Origin of the sequence: Bradyrhizobium sp. MOS001, from assembly GCF_004634465.1 — a bacterium.
Taxonomy (GTDB): Bacteria; Pseudomonadota; Alphaproteobacteria; order Rhizobiales; family Xanthobacteraceae; genus Bradyrhizobium; species Bradyrhizobium barranii.
Genome location: NZ_SPVJ01000023.1, coordinates 82460 through 105304, shown reverse-complemented (window position 1 = coordinate 105304; position 22845 = coordinate 82460). Strand labels below are relative to the sequence as shown.

General features: G+C 64.5%; 20 protein-coding genes. 14 read left to right on the top strand and 6 right to left on the bottom strand.

Features of this window, described 5'->3' with window-relative positions:
- The first annotated feature begins 9 nt into the window (after positions 1–9).
- From CT676_RS25465 to CT676_RS25445, 5 genes are all read left to right on the top strand, one after another.
- Positions 10–903, top strand: a complete 894-nt coding sequence (locus CT676_RS25465) for a dioxygenase (RefSeq protein ID WP_085404053.1) — start codon at positions 10–12, stop codon at positions 901–903.
- A 119-nt stretch (positions 904–1022) separates the two neighbouring features.
- A complete protein-coding gene (pcaH, locus tag CT676_RS25460; RefSeq protein ID WP_071909017.1) occupies positions 1023–1724 on the top strand; it encodes a protocatechuate 3,4-dioxygenase subunit beta in 702 nt (233 codons plus the stop codon).
- The gene (gene pcaG / locus CT676_RS25455; protein WP_085404052.1) at positions 1725–2315 is read left to right on the top strand and encodes a protocatechuate 3,4-dioxygenase subunit alpha; all 591 of its coding nucleotides are present in this window, start codon (positions 1725–1727) and stop codon (positions 2313–2315) included.
- Positions 2316–2579: 264 nt separating this feature from the next.
- On the top strand, positions 2580–4271 hold the full coding sequence (locus CT676_RS25450; protein WP_135215600.1) for a methyl-accepting chemotaxis protein: 1692 nt from the start codon (positions 2580–2582) through the stop codon (positions 4269–4271).
- Between the two features lie 48 nt (positions 4272–4319).
- Positions 4320–5408 carry a phosphotransferase gene (locus CT676_RS25445; RefSeq protein ID WP_085404050.1) on the top strand — a complete coding sequence of 363 codons (1089 nt, stop codon included), beginning with the start codon at positions 4320–4322 and terminating at the stop codon, positions 5406–5408.
- Between the two features lie 131 nt (positions 5409–5539).
- Here the strand turns inward: CT676_RS25445 and CT676_RS25440 are convergent, their stop codons facing one another.
- The 3 genes from CT676_RS25440 to CT676_RS25430 are packed head-to-tail and all read right to left on the bottom strand — an operon-like array spanning position 5540 to position 8751.
- Positions 5540–7096 carry an MDR family MFS transporter gene (locus tag CT676_RS25440; RefSeq protein WP_085404049.1) on the bottom strand — a complete coding sequence of 519 codons (1557 nt, stop codon included), beginning with the start codon at positions 7094–7096 and terminating at the stop codon, positions 5540–5542.
- Between the two features lie 4 nt (positions 7097–7100).
- On the bottom strand, positions 7101–8276 hold the full coding sequence (locus CT676_RS25435; protein ID WP_085404048.1) for an HlyD family secretion protein: 1176 nt from the start codon (positions 8274–8276) through the stop codon (positions 7101–7103).
- On the bottom strand, positions 8269–8751 hold the full coding sequence (locus CT676_RS25430) for a MarR family transcriptional regulator (protein ID WP_014491125.1): 483 nt from the start codon (positions 8749–8751) through the stop codon (positions 8269–8271). Before CT676_RS25430 ends, CT676_RS25435 begins: the two co-directional genes overlap by 8 nt.
- 155 nt (positions 8752–8906) lie before the next feature.
- Between CT676_RS25430 and CT676_RS25425 the strand changes: the two genes are divergently transcribed.
- The 7 genes from CT676_RS25425 (at position 8907) to CT676_RS25390 (ending at position 17173) form a co-directional block, all read left to right on the top strand.
- Complete coding sequence (locus tag CT676_RS25425) at positions 8907–9401, top strand: transcriptional repressor (RefSeq protein WP_038943833.1); 495 nt, start codon at positions 8907–8909, stop codon at positions 9399–9401.
- 34 nt (positions 9402–9435) lie between these two features.
- A complete protein-coding gene (locus CT676_RS25420) occupies positions 9436–10389 on the top strand; it encodes a DMT family transporter (RefSeq protein WP_135215599.1) in 954 nt (317 codons plus the stop codon).
- A 12-nt stretch (positions 10390–10401) separates the two neighbouring features.
- On the top strand, positions 10402–11685 hold the full coding sequence (gene ispG / locus CT676_RS25415) for a flavodoxin-dependent (E)-4-hydroxy-3-methylbut-2-enyl-diphosphate synthase (RefSeq protein WP_085404046.1): 1284 nt from the start codon (positions 10402–10404) through the stop codon (positions 11683–11685).
- Positions 11686–11878: 193 nt separating this feature from the next.
- A complete protein-coding gene (locus CT676_RS25410) occupies positions 11879–12775 on the top strand; it encodes a TauD/TfdA family dioxygenase (protein WP_085404045.1) in 897 nt (298 codons plus the stop codon).
- Between the two features lie 137 nt (positions 12776–12912).
- Positions 12913–15219, top strand: coding sequence for a caspase family protein (locus CT676_RS25405; RefSeq protein WP_135215598.1), 2307 nt, complete (start codon positions 12913–12915; stop codon positions 15217–15219).
- Between the two features lie 403 nt (positions 15220–15622).
- Positions 15623–16054 (top strand): hypothetical protein, encoded by a 432-nt coding sequence (locus CT676_RS25395; protein WP_063980026.1) that lies wholly within the window; start codon positions 15623–15625, stop codon positions 16052–16054.
- Positions 16055–16357: 303 nt separating this feature from the next.
- On the top strand, positions 16358–17173 hold the full coding sequence (locus CT676_RS25390; protein WP_167768149.1) for an N-acetylmuramoyl-L-alanine amidase: 816 nt from the start codon (positions 16358–16360) through the stop codon (positions 17171–17173).
- Between the two features lie 96 nt (positions 17174–17269).
- Here CT676_RS25390 and CT676_RS25385 read toward each other — a convergent pair whose 3' ends face one another.
- The 3 genes from CT676_RS25385 to CT676_RS25375 form a co-directional block, all read right to left on the bottom strand.
- Positions 17270–18880 (bottom strand): Na+/H+ antiporter, encoded by a 1611-nt coding sequence (locus CT676_RS25385; RefSeq protein WP_094184376.1) that lies wholly within the window; start codon positions 18878–18880, stop codon positions 17270–17272.
- A gap of 46 nt (positions 18881–18926) precedes the next feature.
- The gene (bla, locus tag CT676_RS25380) at positions 18927–19796 is read right to left on the bottom strand and encodes a class A beta-lactamase (protein ID WP_085404042.1); all 870 of its coding nucleotides are present in this window, start codon (positions 19794–19796) and stop codon (positions 18927–18929) included.
- A 149-nt stretch (positions 19797–19945) separates the two neighbouring features.
- Positions 19946–20320 (bottom strand): nuclear transport factor 2 family protein, encoded by a 375-nt coding sequence (locus CT676_RS25375; RefSeq protein ID WP_135215595.1) that lies wholly within the window; start codon positions 20318–20320, stop codon positions 19946–19948.
- A 94-nt stretch (positions 20321–20414) separates the two neighbouring features.
- On the opposite strand from CT676_RS25375, the gene CT676_RS25370 reads away from it, so the two are divergent.
- Entirely contained in the window at positions 20415–20843 is a 429-nt protein-coding gene (locus CT676_RS25370) for a GFA family protein (protein ID WP_085404041.1), read from the top strand.
- A 172-nt stretch (positions 20844–21015) separates the two neighbouring features.
- Entirely contained in the window at positions 21016–22824 is a 1809-nt protein-coding gene (locus tag CT676_RS25365) for a caspase family protein (RefSeq protein WP_085404040.1), read from the top strand.
- Positions 22825–22845 lie beyond the last annotated feature (21 nt).

Below are 22845 nucleotides of genomic sequence, written 5' to 3'. Positions count from 1 at the left end.
GGCCGTGTCATGATCATCGAGCGCGAGCAGGATGTCACGGCCGCCGCACTGGCGGTTATGGAGCGGACGTCCGACCCGCGGATGCGGCAGATCATGGTCTCGCTGGTCAAGCATCTTCACGGCTTCGTCCGCGACGTGCGCCTGACCGAGAAGGAATTCCGCGACGCCACCGCTGTTATCGCCGAACTCGGCAAGCTGACCACCGACACGCACAACGAAGTCGTGCTGATGGCGGGCTCGCTCGGCGTCTCGCCGCTGGTGTGCCTGCTCAACAACGGCGATCAGGGCAATACCGAAACCGATCAGTCGCTGCTCGGCCCGTTCTGGCGGTTGAACTCGCCGCGGGTCGAGAATGGCGGCTCGATCGTCCGCTCGGAAACGCCCGGCGCGCCGCTGTTCGTCAGCGGCCGCGTCGTCGACAGGGACGGCCGTCCCGTCACGGGTGCGGAGGTCGATGTCTGGCACGCCTCGCCGGTCGGTCTCTACGAGAACCAGGACCCCGATCAGGCCGACATGAACCTGCGCGGCAAGTTCACGACCGACCAGGACGGACGCTTCGCCTTCCGCTCGGTGATGATGGTCGGCTACCCCATCCCGACCGACGGCGTGGTCGGCCGCCTCCTGGAGGCGCAGAGCCGGCATCCCTATCGTCCCGCGCATCTGCACGCGCTGATCTTCAAGCCCGGATTCAAGGTGCTGATCTCGCAGGTCTACGACCCCGCCGACCCCCATATCGACAGCGACGTGCAGTTCGGGGTGACGCAGGCACTGATCGGCAAGTTCCAGCGCCACGACACGCCGCATCCGACCGCACGAGACGTCCCGACCCCCTGGTATTCGCTCGACCACACCTACCGGCTGGAGGCCGGTGAGGCCGTGTTACCGCGTCCGCCGATCAAATAGCGTGGCCCTGCCGGGCGCAGGACGCCCGCCAAACCCGCTTCCCTAGATTAGTTATGTTCTATAATGATCGGGGGGAGCGTTGACCGGCTGGAGCAAAATGGCCGGGGAGGAGTTCGCCAATGACATTCATCTATCCCGTCGACAGCAACAAGGCGCATCCGCTGCCGCTGTCGCCCGAATACAAGAGCTCGATCAAGCGCGCGCCGAACAAGCCCTTGATCCCGATGCGCCACACGCTGTCGGAATTGACCGGCCCGGTCTACGGCCACGAGACCGTGCGCGAGGGCGATGCCGATCTCACCACCCAGCATACCGGCGAGCCGATCGGCGAGCGCATCATCGTGCACGGCCATGTGCGCGACGAGGACGGCCGCGGCGTGCCGAACTCGCTGGTCGAGATCTGGCAGGCCAATTCCTGCGGCCGCTACGTCCATGTCCGCGACCAGCATCCGGCGCCGCTCGATCCGAACTTCACCGGCGCGGGCCGCACCGTGAGCGATGCCGCCGGCTACTACCGTTTCGTCACCATCAAGCCTGGCGCCTATCCCTGGGGCAATCACCACAACGCCTGGCGTCCCGCGCATATCCATCTGTCGGTGTTCGGCCATTCCTTCGTAACGCGCCTCGTGACGCAGATGTATTTCCCTGCTGACCCGCTGTTCCCGTTCGACCCGATCTTCAATTCGGTGCCGGACGAGAAGGCGCGGGCGCGGATGGTGTCGTCTTTCGACCTCGAGAACACGCAGCCCGAATGGGCGCTGTGCTACCGCTTTGACATCGTGCTGCGCGGCAAGAACGCCACGCCAATGGAGAACACTTAAGTGCAGGACAACGGTATTACCCCATCGCAGACCGTCGGTCCGTTCTTCAAATACGGCCTGACACCGACCGGCGAATACGCCTGGAACGACGCGTTCACCAACTCGACGCTGACGCCCGACGTCACCGGCGACCGCGTCCGCATCGAAGGCCGCGTGTTCGACGGCGACGGCGTCGTCGTGCCCGACGTCATGCTGGAGATCTGGCAGGCGGATGCGAAGGGCCGCTTCGCCGACCCCCAGGACAAGCGCGCGCTGCCCAATGCCAGCTTCCGCGGCTTTGCCCGCTGCGGCACCGACAAGGACGGCAATTATTCCTTCGACACCGTCAAGCCGGGCGCGGTGCCCGATCCCGACGGAAAGCCACAGGCGCCGCACATCGTCCTTGCGGTGTTCGGTCGCGGCATGCTGCGGCATCTCTACACCCGTATCTATTTCAGCGACGAGGCCGGCAATGTCGCCGATCCCGTGCTGGGACTGGTGCCGGCCGATCGCCGCGCGACGCTGATCGCGACGCGCGAGGCGGGGAAGGCGGTCTATCGGCTCGACCTGCGGCTTCAGGGCGACGACGAGACGGTGTTCTTCGACATGTGAGGCAGCAACGCGTGGCGGCGATATCGACAGCCGCCACGCGTTTCTCATCCAGCGCAACTGAGCTGGTTGCTGCGTTTCATCGGGCCTGAGACGTTTCTGTTCGTGCCCCGAGTCGGTCTCGCTGACGCAAAAACGACCGACTGACGTCCTCTTTTCGTAATTTTCCGGTGCCCGCGGGATACAATTTCCGCGCGAAGCAATCCCGTGTTTACCGCAGTTGTTTAGGGTCCGTTCGGATTTCGACCTGCGCCATTGGATTGTTTCATGAAAATTCGTCTCTCGCTTTCTTCTGCAGTCATTGCATTCGGGATCGTGCTCGCCATCGGCTTTACTGCCGTCGTCTCGACCAGCCTTTACGCCCTGCGCGAGCTCAAGGTCGGCGGTCCGCTTTACTCCGACATCAAGCTCGGCAACGACCTCATCGCGGACATCCTGCCGCCGCCCGAATATGTGATCGAAGCCTATCTCGAGGCCACGCTCGCCATGCGTGAGCCGGACCAGCTGTCGGCCCATGGCGAACGCCTGGTCCAGCTCCGCAAGGATTACGATGAGCGCAAGGCATTCTGGACCACCTCCAACCTCTCCACCGATCTGAAGACGGCGTTGGTGTCGAAATCCGACGCCGAGGTGCAGAAGTTCTGGAAGCTTCTGTCCGACCAGCTCCTGCCAGCCCTCAAAGCCAAGGACGTGGCCGGCGCCGAACGCGCCTATGCGCAGCTCAAGGACGCCTACACCGCGCACCGCGCCGTCATCGACAGCATCGTCGAGAGCGCCAACAAGCAGAATGCCGACATGGAGAAGCTGGCCGCCGAGCGCGACAGCTCGATCCTCTACATTCTCCTCGGCGTCTCCGCAGCCGTCCTGGCCTTCATTGCCGCAGGCCTGCTCGGCGTCGCGCTTGGCGTGGTACGCCCGATCGTGCGCATGACGGACACGATGCAGAAGCTCGCGACCGGCGATCTCGCCGCCGACATCCCCTTCGCGCACCGCCAGGACGAGGTCGGCTCGATGGCGGGTGCGCTCCAGGTGTTCAAGCAGGGGGCGATCGAGAATTCGCGCCTGCGCGAGGAGCAGTTGCGGAAGGAGCAGGAGGCCGCGACGGCCAAGCGCGGTGCCCTGCACCAGATGGCCGAGACCGTCGAGCGCGAGACCGGCCGCTCGGTCGATTCCGCGAGCGTGGCGAGCCAGGGTGTCGAACGGGCCGCCTCCAGCCTGTCCGAGATCGCCCGGTCGCTGTCTGCGGAGTCGCAGGCGGTGGCCTCGGCGTCCACCCAGGCGCTGGGCAGCTCGCAGACGGTCTCGGCCGCGGCCGAAGAACTGAGCGCCTCGATCCGGGACATCGCAACGCAGGTGGCGCGGACCAGCACGGTCACGAAATCGGCGGTCGCGGGCCGCGAGCAGGCGCGTTCGACCATCCAGGCGCTGGCGGGCGCGGTGAAGAAGATTGCGGAGGTCTCCGACCTCATTGGCGGCATCGCCGGCCAGACCAACCTCCTGGCGCTCAATGCCACGATCGAGGCCGCGCGGGCCGGCGAGGCCGGCCGCGGCTTTGCGGTGGTTGCGGCCGAAGTGAAATCGCTGTCCGACCAGACCGCCAAATCCACCGAAGAGATCGGGCGCCTGATCGCCGAGGTGCAGGCCTCGACCCAGGCCGCGGTCGATGCGGTCGAGACGATGGGAGGCCACATCGTCGAGATCGACGGCGTGGCGACCTCGGTCGCGGCGGCGATGGAGGAGCAGGACTCCGCAACGCGGGAGATCGCGCGGTCGATTTCCGAATCGGCATCCGCTGCGAAGGAGGTCTCGGCCAAGATCGCCAATGTCAGCCGCGACGCCGCCTCGGTGGACGAGCGCGCCACGGAGGTGAGGCAGGCGATTGCGGGCATGGCGGCCAATCTGGAATCGCTGCGGTCGGTCGTCGTCCGGACCGTGCGCGACTCGACCGCCGCGGCTTGAGCCGGGCGCCGGGTCTGCAACTGGTGTGTGGGGTCGTGATCGCGCAGTATGGCGCGGGACAGGGGCATCGTGGTCATGACACCTCCACAACTGCCGGCGGTCGTTGAGCCCGCCCAACTGACGGCTGCGCTGCGCAGGGGTGGCGTGCTGGACGCTGGCGCGGTGCGCGAGGTGAAGGTGCTGCATCAGCGTGACACCGTCGTGTCACACATCGTCCGCCTCGGCCTGCGCTATGTCGGGGAATCCGCCGGTGCGCCGCAATCACTGATCCTGAAGACCGCCAATTCCGCGTTTGCGCAGACGCTCGCCAATGCCGGCCGGCACGAGGTGGCGTACTACACGCAGCCTGCGCCGAAGATGCCGCTGGGATTGGTGCCGCGCTGCTTCGACGCGCATTTCGACGAAGAAAGCCTCGCCTGGCACCTGCTGCTCGAGGATCTCACCGACAGCCACGAGGTCGCAACGCAATGGCCGCTGCCGCCGTCACGCGAGCAGGCGATCGCGATCGTCACGACGCTGGCGCGCTGGCATGCGGCCTGGTGGGACCATCCCGATCTCGGCGAGACCGTCGGCAGCTGGGCGAGCACCGAAGACAGCACGCAGCACATGGAGGCGTTTGCAGGTCATTACGACCGCTTTGCCGATTTGCTCGGTGACCGCCTCAGCGAGGAGCGACGCCTCATCTACCGTCGCCTCATCGATCAGTCGGCCCGGCTATCCGAGCGCTATCATTCGCGCCGTCATCTCAGCATCACCCATGGTGATGCCCATAGCTGGAATTTCCTGCTGCCCCGCACCGGTGTCGCCGATACCGCGCGCATCTTCGACTTCGACCTGTGGGGCATCGACGTCCCGACCAACGATCTCGCCTACATGATGGCGATGCAATGGTACCCGGAGCGACGGCAGGCGCTCGAACGCTCGCTGCTCAATTTCTATCATGACACGCTGATCGAAAGCGGCATCACGGGCTACACGCGAGGTGCGCTCGATCGCGACTACCGTTGGTCCGTGCTCTGGCACATCACCAAGCCGGTCTGGCAGTGGAGCATCAACATCCCGCCGGTGATCTGGTGGAACAATCTGGAGCGGGTGATGATGGCGGTCGAGGATTTGGGCTGCGAGGAGTTACTGTAGTAACTCGTGCCGCCTGCTCGCTGTCGTCGCCCGGCTTGACCGGGCGACCCAGTATTCCAGAGACGTTTGTGGGCTTCGGAGAAGCCGCGGCGTACTGGATGCCCCGCCTTCGCGGGGCATGACGCCAGTGGCTACTCCATCACCGCATGTTCCGGCCCCGCGGCCTGCTTGCGCAGCGTGGCCTTGGTCGAGCCGATCAGCAAGGCGAGCGGGATGGTGCAGAGGATGAAGATCATCACCAGCATATAGTCGTGTGCGAAGGCGATGATCTGCGCCTGCACGCTGACCATCCTGTCGGCCATGGCGCGGCCGGCGTCGGTGGAGAGATTGATCATGCCGCTGACGCTGGGCATCTGGAGCGCGTGGTTGAACGGGTTGATGTACTCGGACAGGATCGCGTAGGTCCTCCGCGTTCCCTGCGTCAGTTCGGCGATGACGACGGAGATGCCGACCGAGCTCGCGACGTTGCGCATCAGGGTCAGCATCGCGGTGCCGTCAGTACGCAGCTCGTTCGACAGGGTCAGGAATGCCACCGTCGAGAGCGGCACGAAGACGAGGCCGAAGCCAAAGCCCTGGATGACACTGACGGTGACGATCTCCGGCACCTGGGTCAGGTCGGTCCACCCGGTCATCTGGAACAGCGAGCCCGCGGTCAGCGTCAGGCCGGTGATGATCAGTGTGCGTGCCTCGAAATAACGCATCATGCGGCCAACCAGCATCATGGCGAAGAAGGTGCCGAAGCCGCGGCTCGCCAGCAGCAGGCCGGCGGTGATGATGGGATAGCCGATCACGTTCTGCATGTAGGGCGAGGCCAGCGCCATGGTCGAGAACAGCACGAGCCCCATCACGACCATGAACATGCAGCCGGTGACGAAGTTGCGATCCTTGAACAGCGCGAAGCGGATGAACGGCGACGACGTCGTGAAGGAGTGCGCGAGGAAGAAGTAGAAGGCGACGGCCGAGACGATGAACTCTGCGATGATCTCATTGGATTCGAGCCAGCCCAATTGCTCGCCCCTGTCCAGCGCGAGTTGAAGCGAGCCGATCGCGACCGCCAGCGCGGCGAAACCGAACCAGTCGAATTTGAGGCTGATATCCTTCCGGGTCTCGTCCATGAAGACGATCAGGCCGAGCACGGTGATGGCGCCGAACGGCAGGTTGACGAAGAACACCCAGTGCCAGGAATAGGTCTCGGTCAGCCAGGCGCCGAGCGAGGGGCCCATGATCGGGCCCATCATCACGCCCATGCCCCAGATCGACATCGCCTTGGCGCGTTCCTGGAGCGTGTAATAATCGAGCATGACTGATTGCGACAGCGGCACCAGGGCCGCGCCGAACACGCCTTGCAGCAGACGGAACAGCACCATCTGGTTGATGTCCTGCGCCAAGCCGCACAGCACGGATGCGAAGGTGAAGCCGGCGGCGCAGATGATGAAGATGCGCTTGCGGCCGAAGCGGTTGGCGATCCAGCCGACCGGCGCCGTCATGATCGCGGCGGCGACGATGTAGGACGTCAAGACCCAGTTGATCTGGTCCTGCGAGGCCGACAGTGAGCCCTGCATGTAGGGCAAGGCGACGTTGGCGATGGTGGTGTCCAGCGCCTGCATGATGGTCGCGGTCATGGCGCAGATCGTCACCATGTTCCTGCGCAGGCCGGGGACCATCAGGCTGGCATTGGGGCCGGACATCGGATCAGTCCTTGTCCTGGTCTTTGTCCTGGTTCGCCGTCGCCGACAATCCGAACAGGCCGGCGAGCGAGCGCTTGTGGCCGGTGTCGATGGTGGCGTAGACGCTCATGCCGGCCTTCAGCTTCCGCACGTATTTGTCGGTCTCGTCGAAATAGATCCGGATCGGCACGCGCTGTACCACCTTGACGAAATTGCCGGTGGCGTTCTGCGGCGGTAGGATCGCGAATTGCGCGCCGGTGCCGGGCGAGAGCGAACCGATCTTGCCCTTGAAGACGTGGTTCGGGAACGCGTCGACCTCGAGGGTCACAGGCTGTCCCTCGGTGACGTGGGTGAGGTCGCTCTCCTTCGGATTGGCGTCGACCCAGGGGTGGGCGACGTCGATGATGGAGAACACCGGCGTGCCGGCGGTGACGTAGCGGCCGAGCTGAATCTGCTCGACCTGCGTCGCAACGCCGCCCATCGATGCCCGCACCACGGCGTGGTCGAGATTGCGCTCGGCATTGTCGAGCTTGGACTTGGCCTGCGCGTAAGGCGGGAATTTCTCCAGCGGCAGGTCGGTGTCGCCGAGCAGCTGCGTCTTGGCCGCCGAGATCTGCTGCTTGACGTATTGCGCGATCGAACCTGATGTGACCAGCGCGTTCGCGGAGTTGTCGAGGTCGAGTTGCGAGCCGTAGCTGTTCTTCACCAGCGCCTGCTTGCGCTCGACGTCGCGCTGCTTCAGGTCGACGCCCTGTTGCGCAAGGTTAAGCATGTCGCCGTAGATCTTGATGTTGGCGCGGAGGTTGTCATAGGTCGACTGCGCCTGCATCAGCTGCGCCCTGGCCTCGTCCACCGCGAGGCGGAACGGCACGGGATCGATCTCGAACAGCTCGTCGCCTTGCTTGACGATCTGGCCTTCCCTCACGACGACCTTCTGGATCTTGCCGGAGATGTCGGGCGTCACCAGGACCTTCTGCGCGCCGACATAGGCATCGTCAGTGCCGACGTAGCGGCCGCCGTTCAGATAGAAGGTGAGGCCGCCGACGGCGACGACGAGCGGCAGCACGACCAGGAGCAGGAAGCGGCGATAGCGGCGCAGGCCCGCCACCAGGCGGCGGCGCGGATCGGTGCCGGCTTTCTTGGTGGGCTTGCCGCTGTCGCTCTTCTGCTCGGGCTGGAACTTGAGGACCTGATCAGCCATAGCGCTGCTCCTTACGCGCTTGTTCCGCGCCGGATGTCTGGATCGCGTTACGCACGTTTTCCTTGATGGATTCGAGTTGGGTGAGGAGACGGTGGGCGTCCGCCGGGCTGATGCCGTCGAGTGCGTTCGCCGTGAGTTCCGATTTCAGGCCGCTCATCTTGCCGAGCAGCGCACGGCCGGCCTTCTTGAGATAGAGGCGCTTGACGCGGCGGTCCGAGGCGTCGCTGCGGCGCTCGATCCAGTCGCTGTCGCAGAGCTTGTCGATCAGGCGCGTCAGCGTGATCGGCTGCATCTCCAGCAACTCGGCGAGTTCCGACTGCTTCATGCCCTCGCTGCGCTCGACCTTGGCCAGGACCGCCCATTGCGCGCGGGTGATGCCGAAGCGCGATGCCTCCTTGTCGGCATAGACCCGCAAGAGGCGGTAGAGTTCACCGAGCGTGAACAGGAAGTTCTGGTCGACGGACCCGCGGGTCATAAGGTTATCTCCAATGAGCTTGACTATAATAAGCAAGCTTATGATTATTTCGTGGCGGATTAGCGGGACGCTGTCCCGCAGCAAGAGCATGGCTGGCAGGCGCATTCCCGGTCGCGCTTTGGGTTCCACGGCCGAAATGCTAGAAGGCAGGCCACATGACCCTCGCAAAGCCGGCATTTCCGACGCCCGACCACGATCACGGCCGCTGCACCGCGGACGCGCTGGCGCACGCCGAGACGGTTTGCGAGGCTCGCGCGCAGAAATTCACGCCGATCCGCCGCCAGGTGCTGGGGGCGCTGCTCTCCAGCCACCGGCCGCTCGGCGCCTATGAGATCATCGACGAATTGGCAAAGTCGATGCCGCGGCCGGCGCCGATCACGGTCTACCGTGCGCTCGATTTCCTGATGGCCAACGGCCTCGTGCACCGCATCGAAAGCCGCAACGCCTACCTCGCCTGCGCCGCCCACGACCACGACGCGACCTCGGCGGTGGCGTTCCTGATCTGCGAGCGCTGCGGCCTGGTCGGCGAGATCCCGTCGGCGTCCTTCGCCAAGGACCTCAATGCCGCGGCGCGCAGCTCAGGCTTCGCACCAAAACTGTCCGTGGTGGAGATTACGGGCGTCTGCGCCCATTGTCAGAAAGCTGCATAAAGCAACAACGGCGCAAGCCGGTATTCGGGAAGAAATGTCCGAACCACAAGCCATACCGTCCGCCGGTCGCCCCCTCAGTGCCGGCGCCATCGCCCTGATGCTCATGCTGTGCCTGACCTGGGGCTTCAATCAGATCGCAGTGAAGCTGGTGCTGCCGGAGGTGCCGGCGATGCTCCAGGCGATGATCCGTTCGATGGGTGCGCTGCCGGTGCTGTTCATCGTCGGCAGTTTGCGCGGCGTCAAATTCTTCGAGCGCGACGGCACGTGGAAGGCCGGCCTGGTCGCCGGGCTGATGTTCGGCGTCGAGTTCGTGCTGATTTTCCAGGGCCTGCGCCTGACCTCGGCCTCGCGCGCGGTGGTGTTCCTCTACACGGCGCCGTTCTTCGTCGCGCTCGGGTCCTACCAGGTGCTCGGCGAGCGGCTCGGCGGCACCCAATGGCTGGGGCTGGCTGTGAGCTTTGCCGGAGTTGCGCTCGCGATCGGCGTGCCGCAGCCCAATGTGGATTCGCACATCCTGCTCGGCGACCTCCTGATCGTGGCCGGCGCAGGGCTTTGGGCGGCGACCACGCTGGTCGCCAAGGGCACCCGGCTGCGCTTCGCGGCGCCGGAAAAAGCACTCGGCTATCAGGTCGCGACCTCGATCCCGATCCTGGGCACCGCCGCCTGGCTGTTTGGGGAGACCATCACCCAGACCCCGTCGCCGCTGTCGCTCGGCCTGATGGCCTTCCAGGCGATCTGGGTGGTTGGAACCACGTTCACGCTTTGGTTCGCGCTGGTCAAGACCTATTCGGCCAGCAAATTGTCGGCTTTTACCTTCATCACCCCTTTGTTTGGCGTGGTGGGTAGCTATTTCATCATGCACGACACCTTGAGCCTGACATTCGGGGCCGCTGCGATCCTTGTAATTGCTGGGCTTTTTCTGGTTAACCGTCCCAGCTCAACGGCTGCGGCGCCGCGCGATGCATTGCTCAACGTCACCAAAACCTGATATTTGGACCCCATGAACAAGCTCGAAAACCCCATTGATTCCGACATTGCGGGCCCGGCGCCCCGGCACCGGACCACCCAGGTCAAGGTCGGCGACGTCGCCGTTGGCGGCGGTGCGCCGATCGTCGTGCAGTCGATGACCAACACCGACACCGCCGACATCGACGGCACCATCGCCCAGGTCGCAGCGCTTGCGCGCGCCGGCTCCGAAATGGTCCGCATCACCGTGGACCGCGAGGAGGCCGCTGCTGCCGTTCCGCATATCCGCGACGGCCTGGCCAAGCGTGGCATCACCACGCCGCTGATCGGCGACTTCCACTATATCGGCCACAAGCTGCTCGCGGCCTATCCGGCCTGCGCCGAGGCGCTCGCGAAATATCGCATCAATCCCGGCAATGTCGGCTTCAAGGACAAGCGCGACACCCAGTTCGCCGACATCATCGAGATCGCGAACAAGAACGGCAAGCCGGTCCGCATCGGCGCCAATTGGGGTTCGCTCGACCAAGAGCTGCTGACCAAGCTGATGGACGAGAACGCCGCGTCCGCCAATCCGCGCGACGTGCGCGCGGTGACGCGCGAGGCCATGGTGCAGTCGGCGCTGCTCTCGGCCGCACGCGCCGAAGAACTCGGCATGCCCAAGAACCGCATCATCCTGTCGGCCAAGGTTTCGGCCGTGCAGGATCTGATCGCGGTCTATCAGGATCTCGCGGCGCGTTCCGATTACGCCATCCATCTCGGTCTCACCGAGGCCGGCATGGGCACCAAGGGCATCGTGGCCTCGTCGGCCGCGCTCGGCATCCTGCTTCAGCAGGGCATCGGCGACACCATCCGCATCTCGCTGACGCCGGAGCCCGGCGGCGACCGCACCCGCGAAGTGCAGGTCGGCCAGGAATTGCTGCAGACCATGGGCTTCCGCACCTTCGTGCCGCTGGTTGCGGCGTGCCCCGGCTGCGGCCGCACCACATCGACCACGTTCCAGGAGCTGGCGAGCTCGATCCAGGCGTTCATCCGCGACGAGATGCCGGGCTGGAAGACGAAATATCCGGGCGTCGAAGAGCTCAACGTCGCGGTGATGGGCTGCATCGTCAACGGCCCCGGCGAATCCAAGCACGCCAATATCGGCATCTCGCTGCCGGGCACCGGCGAAGCGCCGGCCGCGCCCGTCTTCGTCGATGGCAAGAAATTCCGCACGCTGCGCGGCCCGACCATCTCCGCCGACTTCAAGGCGCTGGTGATCGACTACATCGACCAGCGCTACGGCCAGGGCGCCAAGGTGCCGGTGACCGCGGCGGAGTAAGCGTCTCCCAAACATTGGAATCGTAGGGCGGGTTTGCCAAAAGCAACCCGCCTTATTTTTTGCGCGACCGTAGCCTGGATGGAGCGCAGCGAAATCCGGGGCATTGCCCACCGTGGAACGACCCGTTCCCGGATTGCGCTTCGCTCCATCCGGGCTACGATGTCTTCCAATCAAAATGATCGGGAGACATGCCATGAGCTCACTCGCCGGCAAGCAGGGCCCGCGCTACCGCCACACGGCCGAAGACGGCGCGGCTTACGAGACCATCGCGGTCGAAAAGCTCACCCCCATCATCGGCGCGGAAATATCCGGCGTCGACCTCGGCAGCCTCGTCGATGGCGATGCCCGCTCCAACCGACAGATGGACGAGATCCACCGCGCGCTCGCCGAAAACCTCGTCATCTTCTTCCGCGATCAAAACATCACGCCAAAACAGCATCTCGCGTTCGGCCGCAAGTTCGGCGAGCTGCATTTCCATCCCGCCGCGCCGCACGAGGACGAGGATCCCGCGCTGATGAAGATCTACGCCGACAAGAACTCGCCGCGGGCGAACGGCGAGGGCTGGCATTCGGACGTGTCCTGCGATCTCGAGCCGCCGATGGGCTCGATCCTCTACATCAAGCAGTGCCCGCCGCGCGGCGGCGACACGCTGTTCGCCAACATGTACGCGGCCTATGAGGCGCTGTCGGATCGGATGAAGGCCTATCTCGACGGGCTGACCGCGCTGCATGACGGCGAGCCGATCTATCGCGGGCTTTACGCCAATTACGGCGTCGCCGATCGTCCGTCCTATCCGAGCGCCGAGCATCCGGTGGTGCGCACGCATCCGGTGACGGGCAGGAAGGCGCTCTACGTCAACCGCGGCTTCACCCATCACATCAACGGCATCCCGCGCGACGAGAGCGATGCGATGCTGGCCTATCTCTACCAGCACGCCGAGAACCCGCTGTTCCAGTGCCGCTTCCGCTGGACCGGGAATGCCATCGCGTTCTGGGACAACCGCTGCACCCAGCACCGCGCGATGTGGGACTACTGGCCGCATACGCGTTCAGGCACGCGCGTGACGGTGAAGGGGGAAAGGCCGGTCTAAGTCGCCGCCGTCGCCAATCGCTCAGTGACCTGAATCACGGACTTGGTATTGCCCCCGTCGAATGATGTGGGCTCGTGGTGCTGCTTGCAGGGGCTACAACCAGCGATATACTCGCAAAGGGCGATTTGGGGGGAATTATGCGCTGGGTGGCGGCTACCATTCTTGCGCTCGTTTTTTACGGGTTCGCGGGTCAGGCGCTGGCCGAGAAGCGCGTCGCTCTGGTGATTGGCAATTCGTCGTACCGGAATGTCCCGAGCCTTCCGAATCCCCGGAATGACGCCGCCGAGATTGCCTCCCTGTTCAGATCTGCAGGATTTTCCGCGGTCGATGCCCGCCGTGATCTTGGGATTTCAGACATGCGGCGCGCGATCAGCGATTTCGCCGAGATGGCAAGCGATGCCGACGTGGCCGTCGTCTATTTCGCCGGCCATGGCATCGAGGTCGATGGTGCAAACTACGTCATCCCCGTCGACGCGAAGTTGTCCCGCGATTTCGACATCGAGGATGAGGCTATTTCCCTCGATCGCATTCTGAAATCGATCGAGCCCACCAAGCGGCTTCGCCTCGTCATCCTGGATGCGTGCCGGGACAACCCGTTCTTGAAGACCATGAAGCGAACCATAGCGTCCCGATCGATCGGTCGCGGGTTGGCGAAGGTCGAGCCCGCGATATCCGATACGCTGATTGCCTTCGCGGCCAAGGCCGGATCGGTTGCGCTGGACGGCGATGCCAAAAACAGTCCCTTCACGGCCGCGCTGCTGCACAACATCGCCGCTCCCGGCTTGGACTTGAGGATTGCGCTCGGCCGAGTTCGCGACGAAGTGCTGAAGGTCACCAATCGTCACCAGGAGCCGTTCGTCTATGGATCATTGGGCGGCTCTGTCATCTCGATCGTCGATGCACCGAAACTGCCGCCACCGCCAACGACGGATGACATCGTCTGGAACGCCGTGAAGGATTCGACCTATCCGGCCGTGTTCGAGGAGTTCATCGCGAAGTTTCCGACGACGCCACATCTGAAGGCGGCCCAATCACGGCGTGATGAGCTCAAGCAGGCGCAAGCTGCGGCTGCCGCGCGCATACCCCCGCCGCCGACCGCCGACGAAATCGTCTGGACGGCGATCAGGGATTCGAACTATCCCGCGATCTTCGATGATTTCGTCAGCAAGTTTCCCACCAGCAAGCATCGAGCCGAGGCGCAATCGCGTGCCGACGAGCTGCAAAAGCAGATCGCCGCCGCTGCCGCCCGCGTTCCACCGCCTCCGACCGCCGACGAGGTCGTCTGGGATGCCATCAAAGGCTCGACGTATCCGGCAATCTTCGATGATTTCGCCAGCAAGTTTCCGGCAAGCCCGCATCTGGCGGACGCCCAGAGGCGCAGGGATGAGCTGAAAAAGCAGATTGCCGCCACGCAGGCTCCGCCACCTCCAGCCGCCGAGGACATCGTCTGGGCCGCGATCAAGGGATCGCGCGATCCCGCGATCTTCGATGAGTTCGTGAGTAAATATACGGCGAGCCCGCACATCGCGGACGCGCGACAGCGCGGGAATGATCTGAGGAAGGAGATCGCGGCCGCTCAAGCGCCGCCACCTCCGCCTGCAGATGAGATCGTCTGGAACGCGATCAAGGAGTCGCACGATCCCGCGATCTTCGAGGAGTATTCCGCAAAATATTCCAGCAGTTCGCACGTCTCTGCCGCGCTGTCGCGTCGTGACGAGCTGTGGAAGGAACGCGCGGCGGCAGCTGCACCGCCGCCGGCCCCGCCCGCGACCGATGAGATCGTCTGGAATGCGATCAAGGATGGGCGCTCGCCGGCGATGTTCGAAGAGTTTCTGAGCAAATTTCCCGAAAGCGCGCGCTCCGCAGAGGCGCGCGAACGGTTCAAGGCGTTACAGGCGGTGCAGGTGGCCTCCACCAACGCCACGCTTCCGGCTCCAGACACGACCCCGCAGCGCGAAGGACTGACTGCGATTGGCATCAAGGTGTTGTCCGATTCGGAAGAGGCGGCTCTGAAGCAGAAGGCCAGCTTCAAGGAATGTGAAAAGTGTCCGGAGATGGTTGTGGTCCCGCCGGGCGCGTTCATGATGGGGACGTCGGAGAGTGCATCGAAACGCACCGCGGAATCGTCTCGCCACAAGGTGACGTTCGCCCATTCATTCGCGGTTGGCCGTTACGCTGTCACGTTTGCGGAATGGGACGCCTGCGTCGCCGATGGGGGATGCAATGGGTACAAGCCCTGGGACAACGGTTGGGGCCGCGGGAGACGACCGGCGATCAACATTTCCTGGTCGGATGCCAAGAGCTATGCAGCCTGGTTGTCGGCCCGCACCGGCAAGACGTACCGCCTCCTGAGCGAAGCCGAGCGGGAATATGTGACGCGCGGGAACGACGTCATCGTTCTGGTGGGGAGTCTCCGTGTCTCGGGGCCAGGCCAACTACGATGACAGGGCCAGCCAGGACAAGAATGCAAAGGGTGCCTCCGGGCAAAAGACGGCTCCTGTCGATTCCTTCCAGCCGAATCCGTGGGGCCTCTATCAGGTGCACGGCAATATTTGGGAATGGGTCGAGGATTGCGTCAACGACACTTATGAGGGCGTGCCTGTGGACGGGAGTCCTTGGCTGAAAGGCCGATGCGAGCAGCGTGTCCTCAGGGGAGGCTCCTGGGTCAGCAAGGCGGATGCAGTCGAAGCGGGGAGCCGTTACGGCGTGCAGTCCGAAGGACGCGTGAGCAACGTTGGATTTCGAGTCGCGAGAACCTTGAGATAGCCGGGCACGAGTGCATCGGCCTCGCCAGCCGGAACAATCCCATACAATAACTCTAAGATTTTTTCATTGGAGACTTATGAAATGACAACCTACCCGGTACGCCTACCGTCGGCCCTCTTGATCAAAATCACCGCGGGGCTCGTCCTGTTCTTCGGAATCCTCTGTGGCGCACATGCGGGCGGGGGGAACACGTCGCTCGTCGTGAAATCGGGCGAGGCAAAGGAAATCTGCAAATGCGGCGGACACTGGCGCGTCGACAGCAGTGGCAAGGTCTGGCCCGTCAGCATTGAAGTCGTGACTCCGCCGAAGAGCGGTGCCGTGACGACGCGAGCGAGCACCGGGCAACGCAAATTGAGAAGCGGAGAGGCCAAGACCGTGCGGCTGACCAGCGTGGTGTACCAATCCAAGAAGGGTTATGTCGGTGAAGACTCCTTCACGTATCGGCGCGTGACGGCGGACCCTACCGACCCGGATAATGGCAAGGTATACACAGTCGCCGTCACCGTCAGGTAATTGCGATGGGGGCGGATAGGAGCCCTAAGATCTGCCCCCTTCGGCCTGCCATAAAGGCGGCGATTACGCTGCGCCAACCCACTTCACGAAGCCGTGCTTGCGTTGACGTCTTCCCGCGTCCGCGCCAATCTTCCCGAAAATCAAATCGGGAGGATCCGCCATGCTCCGCGCCGAGGACAACAAGTTCCTGACCGAGTCCGGCTCGGGGACGGGAATGGGCGAGTTGTTGCGATCGTCGTGCAGCGCTTCGGCGACGTCGCCGACTTCGTCGGCAGGCCGAGGATCGCGGCAGCGGAGTAGGACTTGTCGTTAGGGCGGGGCATCGTCGCAATTCTCCTCGTGTCGCTGGTCGCACTGTTGCTTCCGTCGATCGACGCGGGCCGTGCTGCCCCGGCCCGGAAGGTTGCGAAAGCCAGACCTAGGCCTGCGCCCGCACCAGCCAAATGTGAGATGCCGAAATTCCGGATCGTCGTCGACGTCGGGCACACCCCGGACTCCTACGGCGCGTTGAGCGCGCGCAATGATCCGGAATTCGGCTTCAACTTCCGGCTCGCAAGGCTGGTCACGGCAAAACTCAAATCCGAAGGCTTTACCGCAACCCGGCTGCTCGTCACGGACGGCAAGGCGCGGCCGAGCCTGTTCAAGCGCGTCAGTGCCGCGAATGACGGCCGGGCCGATCTCGTGCTATCGATCCATCACGATTCGGTGCCGGATAAGCTGCTCGAGACCTGGGAATTCGACGGCGCAAAGAGCTATTTCAGCGACCGCTTCTCGGGTCACTCGCTGTTCGTGTCCGAGCGCAATCCGCACTTCACCAGCAGCCTGAAGCTGGCCCGGATGATCGGCAGACAGTTGAAGGAGCAGGGGCTGCACTACGCCAGCCAATACACCCTGCCGGTGATGGGCCGCTACCGGCGCCAGCTGCTCGACAAGGATGTCGGCGTCTACCGCTATGACGGGCTCGTCGTGCTGTCACGGACGCGGAGTGCCGCCGTGCTGCTCGAAGCCGGCTCGATCATCAACCGCGACGAGGAGATGGAGATGAATTCGTCGGAGCGGCAGGAGATGATTGCGGGCGCCGTTGCGGCGGGGGTCGGGGAATTTTGCGAGAGGCGATAGTTGGTGCTGCCGTCATTGCGAGCGAAGCGAAGCAATCCAGAGTCTTTCCACGGCAGCAGTCCGGATTGCTTCGCTTCGCTCGCAATGACGAAAAGACTACAACGGCACCCCCCGATACTCCCTGTTCGCCAGGCTTGCCTCTTCCAGGTCCAGGTCGCGCTCGATCCGGCGCCGCGTCTCGTCGGTGATCTGACCGTCGCGCAGGAGGTCGTGGATGAACTTTCGCTCGGCGACGATCAGGTCGCGGGTCAGGGCGGTGCCGGCGGCGGAGACGTCGTGATGGTTGGGGTCGAGGGAATCCGGAAGCTGGTTGACACGAATCTCGTGACGCGCGCGCAGGAGCCGCATCACCTCGTCCGACACATCCTTTTCCTCGGTCATTGCGTCGAGCGACTTCAGCGCCGCCTCGAGCGCCTGGCGGCGTGCCGCGATCTCGGCCTCGTGCTCGGCGACATGCTCGTTGCGGCCGGCCTCGGCGACACCGAGCCAGCGCACCACCGGCGGAAGCGTCAGGCCGACGCCGATCAGCGTCACGAAGATGACTCCGAAGGCGACGAACAGGATCAGGTCGCGATACGGGAAGGCCTCGCCGCCCGGCAACGTGAACGGCAGCGCCAGCGCGGCCGCCAGCGACACCGCGCCGCGCACGCCGGTGAAGGCGAGCACGAACGGCCATTGCCATGGCGGCGATGGGTCGCGCTTGCGCAGGCTCTTGCTCAATATCCGCGGCAGATAGATCGCAGGATACAGCCAGACGAAGCGTGCGATGACGATGACCGCCAGGACCACCGCGGTCGCGATCATGATATCGTCGAGCGGAAACGCCTTCGACTTCTCGTAGAGTGCCCGCATCTGGAAGCCGGTGAGCAGGAACAGCAGGCCCTCGATCAGGTAGATGATGAGATCCCAGAAGAAGATGCCTTGCAGGCGCGTTGACGCCGAGATCAGCAGCGGGCCGTTCCAGCTCACATAGAGGCCGCAGGCCACGGTCGCGATCACGCCGGAGCCGCCGAGATGCTCGGGCAGCCAGTAGGACACGTAGGGCGTGATCAGCGACAGCGTCAGCTCGACCTGCGGATCCCTGGACCATTTGCGGAAGCGAAGGGAGAGCCAGCCAATGCCGATGCCAAAGGCGATCTCGCTGGCGACGATGAGGACAAACTCGCCGGCCGCCAGCGGCAGTGAGAAATGGCCGACCATGATGGCCGCAAGCGCGAAGCGGTAGAGGATCAGCGCGGTCGCGTCGTTCGCGAGTCCCTCGCCCTCGAGGATGACCAGGAGCCGGCGCGGTATGTTCAGACGGCGCGCGATCGCGAGCGGCGCCACCACGTCCGGCGGAGCGACGATGGCGCCCAGCAGGAATCCGATGGTCCAGGGCAGGCCGATCACATAATGCGTGGCCGCAGCCACCAGCGCCGCGGTGAAGATCACCGCGCCGACAGCGAGCAGCACGATCGGCCGCAGATTGTTCCTGAACTCGCGCCAGCTCATCGCGACGCTCGCCGAGTAGATCAGCGGCGGCAACACCATCAGCAGCACCAGTTCCGGCGGCAGTTCCACCGGCGGCATGCCCGGCACGAAGGCGAGGCCGACGCCGGACAGCATCAGGAGAATGGCGGGTGCGATGTTGAAGCGGCGGGCGACCAGCGCGGTGCCGGCCAGCACCGTGAGCAGGATGAGAAAGGTCTGAAATTTCGCTGCGATCATGGCCTGTCTTGGCCCGGAAGCGGCCAAAAGGTCAATGCGTCGCGGCTCACGCCAGCCGTTCGGCCACCATGCGTCCGACGCGCGCGAACACGGCTTCGATCTGCGCGGCGTTGGGCCTGCCGCCCTGGGTATAGGCCGCGATCAGGATTGGTACATCCGCCTTGTTGTCGAGCTTGGGCCAGACGACCGCGATATCGCCCGACGCATCCTTGCCGTTGTTGCCGGTCTTGTCGCCGATCTTCCAGCCTGCCGGCAGGCCGCCGCGCAGCCGGTTGGCGCCGGTCTTGCAGCCCACCATCCATTCGGTGAGCTGGGTCCGCGAGGCCGGCGACAGTGCTTCGCCCACCACCAGCCGCTTCAGGTTGCCGGCCATCGCCGCCGGCGTCGTGGTGTCCCGGGGATCGCCGGGCGGTGAGCGGTTGAGCTCGGGCTCGTTGTGGTCGAGCCGCGAGGTGGTGTCGCCGAGCGATCGCCAGAAGGCCGTGAGCGCGGCGGGGCCGCCGATCCGCGCCAAGAGCAGGTTGGCGCAGGTGTTGTCGCTGAGCTCGACGATCGCCTTGCACATGTCGGTGACCGACATCGCGCCGGCGGCGAGATTTTGTTTGGCGACCGGCGCGTAGTCGAGCAGGTCGGCCTTGCCGTAGGGGATCATGGCCGCAAGCTGCTCCTCGCCGCGATCGGCCCGCGCCAGCACGCAGGCCGCGAGCGAAGCCTTGAATGTCGAGCACATGACGAAGCGCTCGTCGGCGCGCCATGCGAGCTTCGCGCCAGTCGCGAGGTTCTCGGCATAGACCCCGATCCGCCCGCCGCTCTCGCGCTCGTAGGATTCGAGCTCCGGCGGTGCGTCTACGGCGAGCGCGGGGGAGGCGGCCATCCAGCACAGCGAGGCAAACAGGGTACGGCGGTCGAGAGGCATAGGGGACTTTCAGACATCGTCATTGCGAGCGCAGCGAAGCAATCCAGAATCTTTCCGCGGAGACAGACTGGATTGCTTCGCTTCGCTCGCAATGACGGAAAATCAAAGGCGAGTTCGTCAGAATTCGGGCAGCGGAAGGGTCGTCCCCCTCACTCCCTCAGGTCATACCGGTACGATTTCGACACGATCTGCCAGCCGTCGGCGAGCTTCATCGCCACCAGATAGTCCGTGAAAAAGCGTGGCGGCAGCTGGCACCTGACCTTGATGAAGACGGTCTTGTCGTCCGAGCGGTCGATGGTGACGATGAAATCCTCGCGCGGCTTGCCTTCGGCCTTGCCGGAAGGGCGCTTGCGGACGCGATCGAGCCAGTCGGGCACGGTCAGCACCTGAAGCTCGCCCTTCTCGACCCAGCGCAAATCGGCGGAGGGATGGAAGATGGCGCCGAGTTTTTCGGCATCGCCCTCGTAAAGTCCGTCGAAATAGGATTGCACGACGGCTTCGACGCTCGAACGGTTCTGGCTCATGGGACATCCCTTTGAATGATGGCTTGGGGCGAACTTAGTCGTACACATCAAAATGCGCTATGGGTGTCTGCGCCAATTGAGCGAGGACGCTGGAATGACCGGATCAGAAAATTCGAACGCTCGTATCCTCACCGGTGAATGCTATTGCCGTGCCGTGCGCTGCGAGGTCGCGGACGCGTTCTCTTACGCACTGAACTGCCATTGCTCGAACTGCCGCCGCACCACCGGCTCCGCCTTCAAGCCGTTCGCCGGGATCGTGCAGGACAAGCTCCGCATCGTCCGTGGCGAGGACCAGCGCCTCATCTATGGCGACGACACAACCCATGACGCGCACTGCGCGCGCTGCGGCTCGCTGCTTTATTCCCGGGTGCGCGAGGGAAAATGGGTCCATGTCGCCATGGGGACCCTGGTTGACGCCCCCTCGATTCGGCCGAGCGCCCACATCTTCGTGGGCTCGAAAGCGCCCTGGCATGAGATCACGGACGAGCTGCCGCAATACCGGGGACACATCGGGGCTGACTGAGCGCATACTTGGCCTGCGCCAGCGAACCGCTATCGCTCTGGCGAGACTAAAGAGTTCCTTGGCAGTTTGCAGGCGTCGTCTTCGTGATCTCCATCACAAATGCGATGGCGGATTCTGCTAAGGCAATCCCCAAAGGGCGACCGAATTGCTCCCGATCTCTGGAAGTTCTGTCATGCGTAGCCTGCTCGGACTTTGTCCGCTTTTCCTGGCTCTCTTGTTCGGCGCTGCGCCCGCTCTCGCCGGAAAGCGCGTGGCGCTGGTCCTTGCCAACTCGTCGTATCAGTACGCGCCGTCGCTCGCGAACCCCGTCAATGACGGTGCAGTGATGGCGAAGACGCTGAAGGACGCCGGCTTCGAAATTGTGGAGTCCCGGCATGATCTGTCCGCGCTGGAGACGCGGCGCGTGCTGCGCGATTTTGCCGATGTGACGCGCGATGCCGACATCGCCGTGATCTACTATGCCGGCCACGGCATCGAGGTCGAGGGCTCGAACTATCTGATCCCTGTTGACGCCAAGCTCGAACGCGACACCGATGTCTACGACCAGGGGCTGTCGCTCGACCGCGTCCTGGTCACGGTCGAGCCCGCCAGGCAGCTTCGCCTGGTGATCCTCGACGCCTGCCGCGATAATCCGTTCGGCAAGACCATGAAGCGCACGGTTGTCTCGCGCGGCATCGGCCGCGGCCTGGCCCAGGTCGAGCCGAACAGCCCCAACACGCTGATCGCGTATTCGGCCAAGGCCGGCTTCACGGCGCAGGACGGCGACGGCGCCAACAGCCCGTTTACGGTCGCGCTGTCGAAGCATCTGACGACGCCGGGCCTCGACGTCCGCCGCGCCTTCGGCTTCGTGCGCGACGACGTGCTCAAATCGACCGGCAACAAGCAGGAGCCGTTCGTGTACGGTTCGCTCGGTGGCGAGGACGTGCCGCTGGTGCCGGTCAAGGTGGTCACGGCCGCTCCGGTGGCGAACCCGCAGGCGGCCGATATCCGCCGCGACTACGAGCTCGCGCTCCAGGTTGGCAACAGGCCGGCCTGGGAGGCATTCCTGGCCCAGCATCCTGACGGCTTCTATGCGAATCTCGCCAAGCTTCAGGTCGAAAAAATCGGTGCCGAGCAGGCCCATGCGGCGGCCACCGAGAAGGCGAAGCAGGCCGAGGCCGAACGCGATCGTCTTGCCGCCCTCGGCGCGCAGAAGGATGCGCAGGCCAAGGCTGCGGCTGATGCGAATGCCGCCGAGCAGGCGCAGCTCGCCGCGCAGAAGGCCAAGGAGCAGGTGCAGCAGCAGGCGGCCGCGGCCGAGCAGCAGCGCGTCAACCTCGCCGCCGTGGCACCAGGTGCTGCACCCGCCAGCACGGCGAGCCCCGCCGGCAGCAGCGTCGCTTCGCTGACGCCGACGACCACGCCGGTCGACCTCAGCCGCTTGGTGCAGACCGAGCTCGGCCGCGTCGGCTGCTTCTCCGGGCAGGCTGATGGCAACTGGAATACGATTTCGCGGCGCTCGCTGTCGCAGTTCAACCGTTACGCCGGCACCAAGCTCGACGTGAAAGTGGCGAGCACCGATGCGCTCGATACCGTCAAGTCAAAGCCGTCGCGCGTCTGCCCGCTGGTCTGCGAGCACGGCTTCAAGGCCGACGGCGACAAGTGCACGAAGATCGTTTGCCGTGAGGGCTATGCGATCAACGACGACAATGCGTGCGAGAAGCAGCGCATCGCCAAGCCTGCGACGGCCAAGCCTGCAACCGCCAAGCGCGACGACGGCGATGAGCGTTCCGCACGGCAGCGCCGTCAGGCCGGTGGCGCGGCGGGCGGCTATGGTGCCGCCGCGGGCATTGCGGCTGCCGCGAGCGCCGGCCGCGCCTCGGGTGGCGGGCAGATTTTCTGCAATGGCGGCAGTTGCCGCCCGGTCAACCGCGGCTGTCATCTCGAATATCGCGGCGGCGGCGGCCCCGGCAACGACGCCAATGCCGAGGTGTGCAACTAGGACCGCGCCATCGACGCCGTC